The 12,678-nt window shown below is 70.0% G+C and carries 11 protein-coding genes and 3 pseudogenes; 5 read left to right on the forward strand and 9 right to left on the reverse strand.

All coding sequences use genetic code 11. The features are described from left to right. Positions 1-98 precede the first annotated feature (98 nt). Complete coding sequence (locus ACIG5E_RS21070; protein WP_396535432.1) at positions 99-728, reverse strand: TetR family transcriptional regulator; 630 nt, start codon at positions 726-728, stop codon at positions 99-101. A gap of 121 nt (positions 729-849) precedes the next feature. Between ACIG5E_RS21070 and ACIG5E_RS21075 the strand changes: the two genes are divergently transcribed. From ACIG5E_RS21075 to ACIG5E_RS21085, 3 genes are all read left to right on the forward strand, one after another. Beyond that, on the forward strand, positions 850-1,005 hold the full coding sequence (locus ACIG5E_RS21075) for a hypothetical protein (RefSeq protein WP_270151505.1): 156 nt from the start codon (positions 850-852) through the stop codon (positions 1,003-1,005). 81 nt (positions 1,006-1,086) lie between these two features. Further along, positions 1,087-1,380, forward strand: a complete 294-nt coding sequence (locus tag ACIG5E_RS21080) for a DUF4190 domain-containing protein (RefSeq protein ID WP_396535434.1) — start codon at positions 1,087-1,089, stop codon at positions 1,378-1,380. A 137-nt stretch (positions 1,381-1,517) separates the two neighbouring features. Beyond that, positions 1,518-2,408 carry a metallophosphoesterase family protein gene (locus ACIG5E_RS21085; protein ID WP_396535568.1) on the forward strand — a complete coding sequence of 297 codons (891 nt, stop codon included), beginning with the start codon at positions 1,518-1,520 and terminating at the stop codon, positions 2,406-2,408. Positions 2,409-2,474: 66 nt separating this feature from the next. Here the strand turns inward: ACIG5E_RS21085 and ACIG5E_RS21090 are convergent. The 8 genes and pseudogenes from ACIG5E_RS21090 to ACIG5E_RS21125 all read right to left on the reverse strand — a co-directional run. Then, positions 2,475-2,705, reverse strand: a pseudogene (locus ACIG5E_RS21090) (hypothetical protein); the annotation flags it as partial. Then, positions 2,682-2,873, reverse strand: a pseudogene (locus ACIG5E_RS21095) (response regulator); the annotation flags it as partial. The pseudogenes ACIG5E_RS21090 and ACIG5E_RS21095, both read right to left, overlap by 24 nt. A gap of 405 nt (positions 2,874-3,278) precedes the next feature. Next, positions 3,279-3,395, reverse strand: a pseudogene (locus ACIG5E_RS21100) (helix-turn-helix domain-containing protein); the annotation flags it as partial. Positions 3,396-3,573: 178 nt separating this feature from the next. Further along, complete coding sequence (locus ACIG5E_RS21105; protein ID WP_396535570.1) at positions 3,574-6,135, reverse strand: ATP-dependent Clp protease ATP-binding subunit; 2,562 nt, start codon at positions 6,133-6,135, stop codon at positions 3,574-3,576. A 122-nt stretch (positions 6,136-6,257) separates the two neighbouring features. Continuing rightward, a complete protein-coding gene (locus ACIG5E_RS21110; protein WP_396535436.1) occupies positions 6,258-6,962 on the reverse strand; it encodes a VIT family protein in 705 nt (234 codons plus the stop codon). Positions 6,963-7,210: 248 nt separating this feature from the next. Beyond that, entirely contained in the window at positions 7,211-7,774 is a 564-nt protein-coding gene (locus ACIG5E_RS21115) for a methyltransferase family protein (RefSeq protein WP_396535438.1), read from the reverse strand. 337 nt (positions 7,775-8,111) lie between these two features. Beyond that, entirely contained in the window at positions 8,112-8,612 is a 501-nt protein-coding gene (locus tag ACIG5E_RS21120; RefSeq protein WP_396535440.1) for a winged helix-turn-helix transcriptional regulator, read from the reverse strand. Positions 8,613-8,739: 127 nt separating this feature from the next. Further along, on the reverse strand, positions 8,740-10,794 hold the full coding sequence (locus ACIG5E_RS21125; protein WP_396535442.1) for a radical SAM protein: 2,055 nt from the start codon (positions 10,792-10,794) through the stop codon (positions 8,740-8,742). Positions 10,795-11,234: 440 nt separating this feature from the next. Here ACIG5E_RS21125 and ACIG5E_RS21130 point away from each other — a divergent pair, with 440 nt between their 5' ends. Then, complete coding sequence (locus ACIG5E_RS21130; RefSeq protein WP_396535444.1) at positions 11,235-12,299, forward strand: LLM class flavin-dependent oxidoreductase; 1,065 nt, start codon at positions 11,235-11,237, stop codon at positions 12,297-12,299. Positions 12,300-12,365: 66 nt separating this feature from the next. Continuing rightward, the gene (locus ACIG5E_RS21135) at positions 12,366-12,533 is read left to right on the forward strand and encodes a thiomuracin/GE37468 family thiazolyl RiPP peptide (protein WP_396535446.1); all 168 of its coding nucleotides are present in this window, start codon (positions 12,366-12,368) and stop codon (positions 12,531-12,533) included. Positions 12,534-12,678: the final 145 nt, after the last annotated feature.

Below are 12,678 nucleotides of genomic sequence, written 5' to 3' on the forward strand. Positions count from 1 at the left end.
ATGACCATATGTCAAGAGGTCCGCCCTGACCGAGCGGCCAATCGGCACACTAAGGCAAGCGGCCGACCACCGTCAGGGCTTCCGGCCGACCTGTACGCTCAACTCCCCTGCCAATGGCGCCGACCGAGGCTGATCAGGCGCAGCTGCAGCCGAGCGGTGGCGGCGATCCGCTGCTCACGGGCGGGGTCCGCCTCCTGGGCCTCCAGGAAGGCGGAGGCCGTCGACACCATGTGGTCCACGTACAACTCGGCGAGCATCCGCAGGTCCTGCTCGCTCCAGCCGCGCGAGACCGGCTGGAGCGCCAGGGCGGAGCCGACCTCCGCGGCGAAGCGGCCGAGCTCGGCGTCGATCGCCTCGCGGACCTGCCGGACCCCGCCGTGCCGCTCGCGCGCCAGGAAGCGCACGTGCGGCCGGTGTTCACGGACATGTTGCCGGATCACGTCGACCGCACGGTCAATCAGCTCCTCGGCACCGCCGGCCTCGGTGAGCACCGAGCGGATCATGACGTGCAGGCTGGCCAGCGACTCCTCGACCAGCGCGACGCCGAGCGCGGCCAGGTCGGGGAAGTGCCGGTAGAAGGCCGCCGGGGACAGCCCGGCCTCCCGGGTGACCTCGCGGACGCCCAGGCTCGCCAGGTTCTGATCGGCCAGCAGGTGCAGCCCCGCGTCCAGCAAGGCCCGTCGACTCTGCTGCTTCTGGGCCTGTCTGGCCCCAACGGTGTGACTCACGCCATTCAGTAAACAGTTGTTTGCCGAACTTGGCCAGCCGGGCGTACAGTGGGGCTCGAAGTCAGTGAACACTTGTCAACCGAAATCGGCGCAGCAGCAGCCGCAGCTGAAGGAGCCAGCCGTGATCCTGTTCTCCGCACTGGTCGCCATGGGAGTCCTGATCGGCACCGCCGCCCACCTCCCCCTCCCGGTGTTCCTCGCCGCCTCCGCCGCCATCACCGCCTGGCTGCTCGCCTTCGGCGCCCGCGAGGGCATCGCCCGCCTGCGGCACCGCTGACCCGGGGCCGCTGACCCCGGCGGATCGCCTCGCCACCGGCACCGCCCCCCGTCCACTCCCGCTGAGAGGACCATCACCGCCATGAGCACCGTCACCAACCCCGCCGTCAGCAACCGCCGGGACGCCAATCGCCAGCGCACGGCCGAGGCCGACAACCTGGCCATCGCCTCCTTCCTCCTCGGTCTCCCGGGCCTGCTGCTCTTCAACATCGTCCTGGGGCCGATCGCGATCACCCTGGCCACGCTGGCCCTGGTCCGCGGCACCAGCCGCCGCGGCCGCGCCTTCCTCGGGCTGGCCCTCGGCATCGCCTCGCTGGCCATCCTCGCCGTCACCACCGCCACCTCCCACGGTGTGCTCATCGACATCAGCTCCTGATCCGACCTCAGTTCCCCTCAGCTCCCCGGCCCCGGGTCGAACAGCTGATCGCGTCAACCCGGCCCGCGACCCCCGCCCGCCACGTAGGGTGGCCACATCGGCCGGGTGAACCCAGGGGGGCAGGAGTGAGTACCGAGATCCGCAGCGACGCACAGTCGACGCCCGGTGAGGCGGGCGGTGAGGCAGGCGGGGGCGGGCGACTGCTCGCGGTCAGCGATCTGCACATCTCCTACCAGGAGAACCGCGATCTAGTGGAGAAGCTCCAGCCCACCCATCCCGACGACTGGCTGCTCGTCGCCGGCGACGTCGCCGAACTCACCACCAGCATCGAGTGGGCGCTCGGCCTGCTCGCCGAACGCTTCGCCCGCGTGGTGTGGGCGCCCGGCAACCACGAGCTGTGGACCCACCCCGAGGACCCGGTCCAGCTCCGCGGCGTGGCCCGCTACGACCACCTGGTGGAACTGTGCCGTGCTCTCGGCGTCGTCACCCCCGAGGACCCGTACCCGATCTGGCAGGGCGCCGGCGGACCGGTCCGGATCGCCCCGCTCTTCCTCCTGTACGACTACTCCTTCCGTGCCCCGGGCACGACCACCAAGGAGGAGTCCCTGGCGGCCGCCTACGAGAGCGGCATCGTCTGCGCGGACGAGCGGATGCTCCACCCGGACCCGTTCCCGGACCTCGACTCCTGGTGCCGCGAGCGCGTCCGGCTGACCGAGCAGCGGCTCGCGGCCTGCGACCCGGACGTCCCGCTGGTCCTGGTCAACCACTATCCGCTGGTCCGCCACCCCACCGAGGTCCTCTGGTACCCCGAGTTCGCCCAGTGGTGCGGCACCGAACTGACCGCCGACTGGCACCGCCACTTCAACACCGCCGCGATGATCTACGGCCACCTGCACATCCCGCGCAAGACCAGCTACGACGGCGTCCCGTTCGAGGAGGTCTCGCTCGGCTACCCACGCGAGTGGCGCAAGCGCGGCCTGCCAGACCCGCTCCTGCGGGAGGTGTTCCCGCAGGCCGCGAGGTCCTGAGCCAAGGGGCTCCCGGGGGTCTCTCCCTTCTGTCCCGGCTTCGCCCTCCCACTCCGTCGGACAGGCCTAGTCCGTCGCGATCGCCCGCAGTACGTCCAGCCGCGCCGCCCGGCCCGCCGGGCGGAGCCCGGCCACCGCGCCCGCCAGCAGTCCGGCCAGCAGCACCACGGCCAGTTGCCCGGGCGGTATCGCGAACGATCCCGTCCCGGCGCTGTCCGAGGCCTTCACCAGCGCCCAGCCGAGGAAGGCGCCGAGCCCCAGCCCACCGACCGTCCCGAAGGCCTCCACCAGCACCGCCCGCAGTAGGTCGGCCGGCTCGGTGTCCTTGACCAGGAAGCCCGCCGCACCCAAGCGCAGCGCCTCGAAGACGTACTCGTCCAGCTCGAAGGTGGTCAGCACGACCACCCGTACGGAGGACAGCGCCGGGTCCTCGGCGATCCTCCTGGTCGCCTCCAGCCCGTTCATCGCATGCCGCTCGGGCGTGATCTTTCCATCCTCCACCAGGAACGACACGAACCAGTGCTGTCCTTGGCGGATGACAGTTGCCGAGCGCACCTCACCACCGAGTGGCCGGGACCAGCGGAAGCGAACCCAGCCGAGCTTCGGGAGCTTCGCCCGGCCCCACTTCCGTCCGAGGCGTTCGACGGTGATGAGGTTCCCCGCCGGGAACCGGAACGACGGCGTCCAGCGGGCCTTGGAACACCATCGAACTCGGAAGGTGCCGTGCTCCCGGCACGCCCGGTCCAGATCCCGGAGGGTCTGTTGCAACACGTGGGACGGCGCATCGGCCAGCCACGGAAACTCCCGCTTGGCCTCGGCTAGCTCCGCGGCCTGCGGCACGTAGTTCATCCACGCCCCACGCCGTCGGTACTCCCTGCGCTGCTCCAGCGCGGTGTTCCACACCGACCGGCAGATGTCACCGAACGCCTCGCACAACATGGCCTGCTCAGCCGTGAGTTCGAGCCGGTACCGGCGGCCGGACAACATCGTGGAACACCCCCTTCGATTGCCGAGGCAAACATAGAGCACGTCACTGACAATTCAGCGGCCTGCGCCACTACGCGGCCCCGCCCGCGCGCGTCCTCCACCAGTGGCGTTCGGGCGTACTCCCGCTGGAGTACGCCCGAACCGGATGGCTGCACGAGGGATGGCAGCACGAGAAGGCTCAGCCCTCGGCGGCCGCGGCGGCCCGCGCCCGCTCCTCCGCCTGCTCGAAGGTCGCCGACGGCTCCGGCCGCGCCAGCGTCACCGCCAGCTCACCGTCGCTCACGTCCGCGATCAGCGTGTCCCCCTCCCGCACGGTGCCGTCCAGCAGCAGGTTGGAGATCCGGTTGTCCAGCTCGGACTGGATCGTCCGGCGCAGCGGCCGGGCCCCGAACTCCGGCTGGTAGCCGCGGTTGACCAGGAACTCCTTGGCCGCTTCGGTGACGTCCAGCTGCACGTCCTGCGCCCGCAGCCGCCGCCGGCTGCGCTCCAGCAGCAGGTCGACCACGGAGAGCAGGTCCTTGCGGGTGAGCGCGTGGAAGACGATCACCTCGTCGATCCGGTTGAGGAACTCAGGCCGGAACTGCTGGCGCAGGTCACGCATCAGGTCGTCCCGCAGTGCCTGGTCAGGAGCTCCGCTCCGGGGGTCGACGCTCCCCGAGCGGTCCAGGATCCGCTGCGACCCGATGTTGCTGGTCATGATCACCACGGTGTTGCGGAAGTCGACCGTACGCCCCTGGGAGTCGGTCAGCCGCCCGTCGTCCAACACCTGGAGCAGCAGGTTGAAGACGTCCGGGTGCGCCTTCTCCACCTCGTCGAAGAGCAGCACGCTGTACGGCTTGCGGCGCACCGCCTCGGTCAGCTGCCCCGCCTCCTCGTAGCCGACGTAGCCGGGCGGCGAGCCGACCAGCCGGGAGACGGTGTGCTTCTCCTGGAACTCGCTCATGTCGAAGCGGATCATCCGGTCCGGGTCGCCGAACAGCAGCGCGGCCAGCGCCTTGGCCAGCTCGGTCTTGCCGACGCCGGTCGGCCCGAGGAAGAGGAAGGAGCCGGTCGGCCGCTCCGGGTCCCCCATCCCGGCCCGGCCGCGGCGCACCGCCTGGGCGACGGCGGTGACCGCCTCGTCCTGCCCGACCACCTTCTCGTGCAGGTGCTCCTCCAGCCTGAGCAGCCGCTCCTTCTCGGTCGCGTTCAGCTCCGCGACCGGGATGCCGGTCCGGGAGGACAGCACCTGAGCGATGTCGTCGGCCGTCACGTCGACGACCTCCTCGCGGGACTCGGCGATCGCCGCCAGCTCGTCCTCGGTCTGCCGCAGCTCGGTCTTCAGATTGGCGGCCCGCACGAACTCCTCGTCCGCCACGGCCTCGTCCAACTCCCGCTTCAGTTTGGTGATCCGGTCCTGCACGGAGGTCGCCGCGGTGGAGCCGGTCAGGCTGCGCAGCCGCACCCGGGCACCGGCCTGGTCCAGCAGGTCGATCGCCTTGTCGGGCAGGAAGCGGTCGCTGACGTACCGGTCGGAGAGCGTCGCCGCCGCGTCCAGCGCCTCGTCGCCGAACCGCACCTGGTGGTGCGCCTCGTACGCGTCGCGCAGCCCCTGGAGGATCTCGATCGTCTCCTCGACGCTCGGCTCCGGCACCAGCACCGGCTGGAAGCGGCGCTCCAGCGCGGCGTCCTTCTCCACGTGCCTGCGGTACTCGTCCAGCGTGGTCGCGCCGACCACGCTCAACTCGCCGCGCGCCAGCGCCGGTTTGAGGATGTTGCCGGCGTCCATCGAGCCCTCGCCGCCACCGCCCGCGCCGACCACGGTGTGCAGCTCGTCCAGGAACAGGATCACGCTCTTCTCGGCCGCCGTGACCTCGTCGATCACGCTCTTCAGCCGCTCTTCGAACTCGCCCCGGTACTTGGAACCGGCCACCAGGGCGGTCAGGTCGAGGGTGACCACCCGCTTGTCCTTGAGGCTCTGCGGCACGTCCCCGGAGACGATCCGCTGCGCCAGCCCCTCGACGATCGCGGTCTTGCCGACGCCCGGCTCGCCGATCAGCACCGGGTTGTTCTTGGTCCGCCGGGAGAGGATCTCGACGGTCTGCTCGATCTCCTCGGCCCGCCCGACCACCGGGTCCAGCCGGCCCGAGCGCGCCGCCTCGGTGAGGTCCTGCCCGTACTCGTCCAGTGTCGGCGTCTCGCTCGGATGCGCCCCCGCACTGCTGCGCTCACCGCCGGTGCCGCGCCCCTCCAGCACCGACTTCAGCGCCTCCTGCGAGGGCGCCGCGTTGCGCAGCGCCGTCCCCGCGCCGGAACGTTCCTGCTCCAGCAGCGCGCCGAGGATGTGCTCCGGGCCGATGTACGAGGCCCCGACCGCCTGCGAACGGGCGTGCGCGGCGAGCAGCGCGCGCTTGGCCGAAGGTGTCAGCGCGGGCTGCCCGTCCAGCGAGGACGGGCTCCCCGACGGCAGCGCGTTCTCCAGGTCGTCGGACAGCCGGTCCGGGTCGATGCCCGCCCGCTCCAGCATTCGCCGCGAGGGCTCCACCCGGGTGGCCGCCCAGGCCAGGTGCGCGGTGTCGAGATCGCTGCTCCCGTCCTCGGCCGCGCGCCGCGCGGCGAGCCCCAGCAGCTCCTGCGAGGACTCACTGAGCAACCGCCCGATCGGCACCCGCTGCACGGCGGGCGGGGAGGCCAGCGGACTCATCCCGAAGAACCGGCTGAGCAGGTCGGAGAACGGGTCGCTCGATCCGAACGGGGGCATGGTCACGGCACTTCACCTCTCCCAAGCGGTTTGCAGCCACACAAACACAGGGCGCGAGCGCCCGCCTCCCGAGCGCCTCCGTCCCGCGCGCCTCCCTCCCGAGCGCATCCGCCCCACGCGTCTCAGCCGGTGATGTGCTCCAGCAGCACGCCGCCGCTGTACGTCACCGCCATCGCCAGCAGTCCGCCCGCGACATTGCGTACCACCGCCCGCCAAGGCCCGGCCCCGCCCAGCCGGGCGCTGGCCCAGCCCGAAAGGGTCAGCGCGAGCACCACCGCGGCCACCGTCAACCACAGCCGCCACGCCTCCGGCGGCAGCATCACCGCCAGCAGCGGCACCAGCGCGCCCAGCGTGAACGCGGCCGCGCTGGCCAGCGCCGCCGCCCAGGGATTGGTCAACGCCTCGGGGTCGATGCCCAGTTCGGTCTGCGCGTGGGCCGCCAGCGCGTCCCGTTCGGTCAGCGCCGCCGCCACCTCCCGGGCCAGGCCGGCGGCCAGCCCGCTGTCCCGGTAGTAGTCGGTGAGTTCGTCGAGCTCGCCCTCGGGGTCCTCGGTCAGCTCGCGCTGCTCCTTCTCCAACGCGGCCCGCTCGGTGTCCCGTTGGGTGCTGACCGACACATACTCACCGGCCGCCATCGACATCGCCCCCGCCAACAGCCCCGCCACCCCCGCCGCGAGCAGCGCCGTACGGGACCCGGCCGCGCCCGCCACCCCGGTCACGATCCCGGCCGTCGACACCACGCCGTCATTGGCGCCCAGCACGGCCGCCCGCAGCCAGTTCAACCGCGCCGACAGCTCCGCCCGCGTCTCCCCCATCTGCTCCGGCATCCGTGCCCACCACTCTCAGGGGTCCGTACGGTCCCCCCGATCCTCACCCGCGCCCTCCTGCCCCGCCACCTGCCCCACCGCCTGCCCCGCCTCCTGCCCCGCCCCCTGCCGCCCGCTCCAACGCCGCCACCTCGGCCCCGTCGAAGAACCGGATCACGCCGTCCACATCACACAGCACCGCATCGAACGCCCTGGCAGTCACCCCACCTCCCTGCCACGCAAGATCACCACCCGGCGCCCGGGTGCCGTCAGGGCCCGGTCGGACCGGAGCGGGACCACCCGCGCGGGATCAGCGCCGGGACCCGGGCCCGGTAGCCCTCGTAGTCCACGCCGAACAGGCCGGCCATCATGCCGTCCTCGGCCCGCACCCTCAGCAGCAGCCAGGGAACGGCGACGAGCAGGTAGGCGATCCACACCCCGAAGCCGCAAGCCAGCATCCCCCCGCCGATCAGACCGAGCAGACCGGTGTAGATGGGGTGACGAACCAGCCCGTACGGGCCGTCGGTGCGCAGCTCGTGCCGCTCCTGGACGGCGGGAACACTGGCCCACATCGTGCCCAGGACCCAACGGGCCCACAGCAGCAGCACGGTGGAGGCGACCACCAACGCGGCGCCCACCAGCGCGAGTTCCGGTTGCCAGTACCGCAAGTGGCGCCAGAAGGCCTGAGTACGGTCCAGCAGGGCGAACACCACGTACACCCCGACGACCAGCAGGACCCGCCGGAGCAGCGAACGGCGCAGCCCGCCCAGCCACCCCCGGAAGCCGGCACGACCCACCACCGCGAAGTACAGAACACCCGCGACCCAGGCCACACAGAAGATCGCAACGCACGTATCGGTCAGCAGGACCGTTGCCGATTGCAGAGAACCCATGCCGCCAGCCTCCGCCGCCGCCCCGACCCCTCACCACCACCCCCGGGTGGAACCACCGCCCCCACCCCCATCCACCCCCAGGTGGAGCCACCCCGCCCCGAACAGCCGGTACAGCTCCGGCAGTTCGAACAGAAGGCAGCACCGCGTGACGGCCGCCCTCAGGACGATTACCCGTGGCCGGAGGTGACGCACCGTCACACGCGCTGCGGGGAACGGGGGCCGGGCCGTGCAACGTGATGGCGGGGCCGGGGGTCCGAGCCAGCCGCCCGTCGCCACGTCAGGCGCGCTCGGCCTCTTCCAACTGTCTTGGCGCGGAAGCCTTCTGGCTTCGGCCTCGGTGCGTCCGGCGGTCGTACTCCATCTGGTGCGCCCGGATCTCGTCCGTGTTGGCGGCGGTCCAGGCGCACAGGTGGTCGAACGGTTCCCGCAGGGATTCGCCGAGCTTGGTGAGGGAGTACTCGACCCCGACCGGCGAGGTCGGCAGCACCCGGCGCATGATCATCCCGTTGCGTTCCAGACGGCGCAGAGTCTGGGTCAGGACCCGCTGGGTCACGCCCTCGATGCGGCGCTTGATCTCGTTGAACCGTCTGGGCTCCTCAAGGACCGCCATGACCGTCATCGACCACTTGTCAGTGATCTGATCGAGGATCGAGCGGCTGGCTTCGGAGCAGTGGACAGGGCGTTCGGTGGTCATGGTCCCCCAACGTTCACGGGACACAGCAGCGGCCTTGAGCGGGATGCGGTACCCCAGGCCGCGCGTGATGTGCGTGATGCGCATGATGCACGTGATGTGCGCAAGATACGTGATGCACGTGATGTGCCCATGATGTTCGTGTCAGCGAAGGGCTGTCAATCCCGGCCGACCCGGACCCGGACGTGACCGAACCCCGGCTGGTGCACCACGGTCACGCGACGGCCGGCAACCGGTCGGGCAGCGCGAACAGCAGGTCGTACAGCGGCCGACCGGTGCCGTGCCAGATGGACAGCGCGTAGACGCTGATCGGGTAGTCGACCCAGCGCGGCGGCGCCCACACCGTGCCGCGCACGAGATTCCCCTGATCGCCGGTGTCGAGGCTTGACGGCACGTCACCGGCGGCGACGAGCAGGTCCCAGCCCCGCCTCGGGACGGCGAACTCCTTCTCGACGAGCTCGCCGCGCAGACTCGCGCGCAGGATCGTCGTCGCCGCGATGTCGAGGGTCAGCGCACTGTCGACCAGCACGCGGTCGACCTCGAATCCGCAGCCGGCCAGCCAGGTGCACAGGTGGTCGACCGCCGCGTTGAGCAGGTCCGCCGTGGCGCGCTCGGTGCGTACGGCGCGGCACAGCAAGGCCTGGTAGTGCACCTCCTCGGGCACGACGACCTGGTTGCCGATGACCGTCCTCAGCAGCCCCATGTCCAGGGCTGACGGATCCCGGTAGACGGCGGCGACATCGCGGGCGACGGCGCGCATGAACGGGTCGGCGCAGTCGTCCAGCAGGAACGACCACAGCTGCCGGCACAGCTCGACCATGCGGACGCCCGTGGTCGCGTGGAGGACGCGGAGCGCGCAGCGCAGCAGGATCTTCTGGAACAGCGTCATGGACACCCGGAACTCCATGCCCCGCACCCACTCCTCGGCGGTCATGGCGCTGTGCTCGACGACCACGTCGGCGATGAGTTCGGGATTGGTGATGTCGGCGGGCATCCAGCGGGTCCGCAACCCCTGCTCGTCCTTGAAGGACTCGCGCGAGTAGTCGGTGTTGTTCAGCAGCAGCAGCGGGTAGATCACCGGGGATCCGCCTGCGGTCAACACCTCCTCGATCCCGTTGAGGTACTTGTCGAAGGTCTCACCGGGCAGGCCCCAGATCAGGTCGGTGTAGGTGGGCACGTCGAGTTCGCGGAAGCGGGCCAGCAGCCGGCGGTAGTGGTCGGTGCGGATGTTGGCGCGGTTGGCGATCTTCAGCACGTCCGCGTCGAAGGACTGCGCGGACAACGTGATCGCTCCGGTCAGCTCGGCGGCGTGCAGCATGCTCGCGATCTCCACGATGCGCTCGTTGCCGTTCTTCGCCCAGTTGGTGCTGACGATCAGTCGCTTGCCGTAGCGCCGGCTGAGTTCCACGATGTGTTCGGCGATCTGCCGGTCGCGGGCGAGGATGCCGAAGTTCGCGTCCGCGATGAACAGCGTGGCGTCCATGGGCATCAGCCGGATCAGCCGGTCCAGCTCGGCGAAGATCCGCCCCAGGTCGAACTGGCGGACCTTGGAGTTGGTCGCGCCTCCCCAGTAGCAGAACGCGCACCCGTAGGGGCAGCCCCGGTTGGTCTCGTAGACGATCATGGACGAGCCGGTGATCTCCTCGTCGGAGTACACCGGGGTGAGGATCGGCGAGACGACCTGGTCGAGGTCGGTGATGCGGTCCGCGTCCGGATTGGTGACGACGACACCGTCCCGCCAGTGGCTGATGCCGGGGATCGCGTCGAGGTCCCCGTCGGCCAGGAAGGCGTGCAGCAGGTCGCGGAACCGCAGTTCGCCCTCGCCGTGCACCAGCACGTCCAACCAGGGCGCCTCGGCGAACAGCGGTTCCTGCTGGTAGCTGACGTCGTTGCCCCCGACCACGACGCGGCAGTTCGGCCAGCGCTCCTTCACCTGGCGGGCCAGCTCCAGGGACTGGGCGCGGTTCCAGAAGAACACGGTCAGCGCGACGGCGAACGGCTCGTCCCAGGTGTCGAGCAGTTCCTTCGTCGCCTGCTCCCCGCCGCTCTGCTCGCGCACGCTGATCCGGAAGTCGCAGGCCGCGTCGAGGGCAGGGTCGGCGATCGCGGTGGCCTTGAGGTACCCGAGGGTGACGCTGTAACGGACCCCCTGCATCGCGGTGAACTCGACGAGCTGGACGACCTTCCGCTGGTCGGGCGTCTGCGTCGACTTCCTGCCGGCGTTGGCGACTCCGGCGGCGACGTCGTTGGTGTCGATGGTGGAGGTCATGACTACACATCCAGGCGGAGTCGGGCAAGATGGACATTTTGTACGCCGAAGCGGCACTTCCACGTGCCCTTCAGGACCGCGCACAACACCGCGACACCCGCGCGCACGACATCGCCCGGGTTCCGCTTTCCGGCGCCGTTCACCCGGGCGCAACGCCCCGGCTAAATAGGGTGCCAACGGATGCCAACATTTCCAGCGCCGTGCAACGGCGTCAATAACGCACTCCCAGCACCTTAGGTATCTCCGAGGATACCGGGAAGATTTGAGCTTTATTTGAGTTCGGGCCCCGAATCCTGGTCGTTATTGACGGCCCTGGTGACCCGATGTAGCGTCAGCGGCGAAACACCCGGTGGTGTGCCGACAGGCCCCGGAGTGCTCGGGTGACGAACCCCCGGGATTCATCTGGTGGAAATTCGGCTGTTATAGGGAGTGTGGTATCGGTGCGCTTCGGGCTTTCTTTTCTTCCTGACTGCACCCCGGAGACGAAATCTCCGCAGACCTATTTCAGCGACGCGCTGGAGTTGTCGGTCCAGGCGGAGGCGGGTGGTCTGGATTCGGTGAAGATGACCGAGCACTATCTCCACCACTACGGCGGTTACTGCCCCAGCCCGCTGGGTTTCCTCTCCGCGGTGGCCGCTCGGACGAGCTCGGTCAGGCTCATCACCGGATGCGTCCTCCCGGTCTTCCACCACCCGATCCAGTTGGCGGCGGAAGCCGCCCAGGTGGACGCGATCAGCGGTGGCCGGCTCGACGTGGGGTTCGCCCGGGCGTACCTGCCGGACGAGTTCGACGCGCTGGGCGTGGAGATGGACGAGAGCGTCGACCGGTACCGCGAGACCATCCGCGCGGTACGGCGGATCTGGACGGAGGAGAAGGTCAGCGAAGAGACGCCGTTCTTCTCCTACCGCGACGTGACCGGACTGCCGCGGCCCACCCAGCAGCCGCACCCGCCGATGTGGGGGGCCGCGGTGCGCACACCGGAAAGCTTCACCTGGCTGGGCACCGAGGGGCTGGGGCTCCTGATCACGCCGATGATCTCGCCCCACGAGTTCCGTGACCAGCTGACCCTCTACCGCGACGCCTTCCAGGCGGCGCACGGCGGTTCCGAACTGCGGCCCCGGGTCATGGCCAGCCTGCCGCTGGTGGTCGCGGAGACCGACGAGCGCGCGACCGAGATCGCCGAGACCTACCTGCGTCGCTACCTGGACGTGTGGGCGGAAGCCGTGAGCCCGTGGGACCGGAGGGAGTCCTCCGCCTACCGCGGCTACTCCGGGTTCGGCTGGATGCTGCGCAACTTGCAGCCCAACAAGCTCTACACCGAAGGCGGCGCGATCGTCGGATCGCCGGCCACGGTCATCGACCGCATCCGTTCGTTCAACGACCACATCGGCGGCGTCGACCAGATCCTGTGGCAGGTCGATTTCGGCGCGATGCCGCTCCCCGAAGCTCGGCAGACCCTGGAGCTCTTCTGCGACCAGGTCCTGCCGGAGGTGAAAGCACTCTGATCGTCGGTGCTGCCCCGATGTGGTTGTGGGCGCATCGACCTGACGACGAGAAGGGAGGTGAAAGACATGGAGGACTTCGACAACCTGGTGCTGGATGACAGCGCCTTCGAGCTGGTGGACCTGGGCGAGGTGGTGCCGGCTTCGGTGACCGCCGGCTACGGCCTCACGGAGCTGTCCGCTTCCGGTGGCGCCAGCAGCTGCTGCTGCTGCTGCCCGTGCTGCTCCTGCACCTGATCCGGTGCTTGACACCGCGACGCACGTGCCCCGCACGAGACAGGCGAAGGAGGTGAAAGACATGGAGGACTTCGACAACCTGGTGCTGGATGACAGCGCCTTCGAGCTGGTGGACCTGGGCGAGGTGGTGCCGGCTTCGGTGACC

This window comes from Kitasatospora sp. NPDC053057 (assembly GCF_044546945.1).
GTDB lineage: Bacteria > Actinomycetota > Actinomycetes > Streptomycetales > Streptomycetaceae > Kitasatospora.

What these genes read in the sequence shown, in the direction of transcription:
- ACIG5E_RS21080 (WP_396535434.1), top strand. Translation starts at nt 1,087, where the DNA reads ATGAGCACCGTCACCAACCCCGCCGTCAGCAACCGCCGGGACGCCAAT.
- ACIG5E_RS21105 (WP_396535570.1), bottom strand. Translation starts at nt 6,135, where the DNA reads ATGCCCCCGTTCGGATCGAGCGACCCGTTCTCCGACCTGCTCAGCCGG.
- ACIG5E_RS21110 (WP_396535436.1), bottom strand. Translation starts at nt 6,962, where the DNA reads ATGCCGGAGCAGATGGGGGAGACGCGGGCGGAGCTGTCGGCGCGGTTG.
- ACIG5E_RS21120 (WP_396535440.1), bottom strand. Translation starts at nt 8,612, where the DNA reads ATGCGCATCACGCACATCACGCGCGGCCTGGGGTACCGCATCCCGCTC.
- ACIG5E_RS21125 (WP_396535442.1), bottom strand. Translation starts at nt 10,794, where the DNA reads ATGACCTCCACCATCGACACCAACGACGTCGCCGCCGGAGTCGCCAAC.
- ACIG5E_RS21135 (WP_396535446.1), top strand. Translation starts at nt 12,366, where the DNA reads ATGGAGGACTTCGACAACCTGGTGCTGGATGACAGCGCCTTCGAGCTG.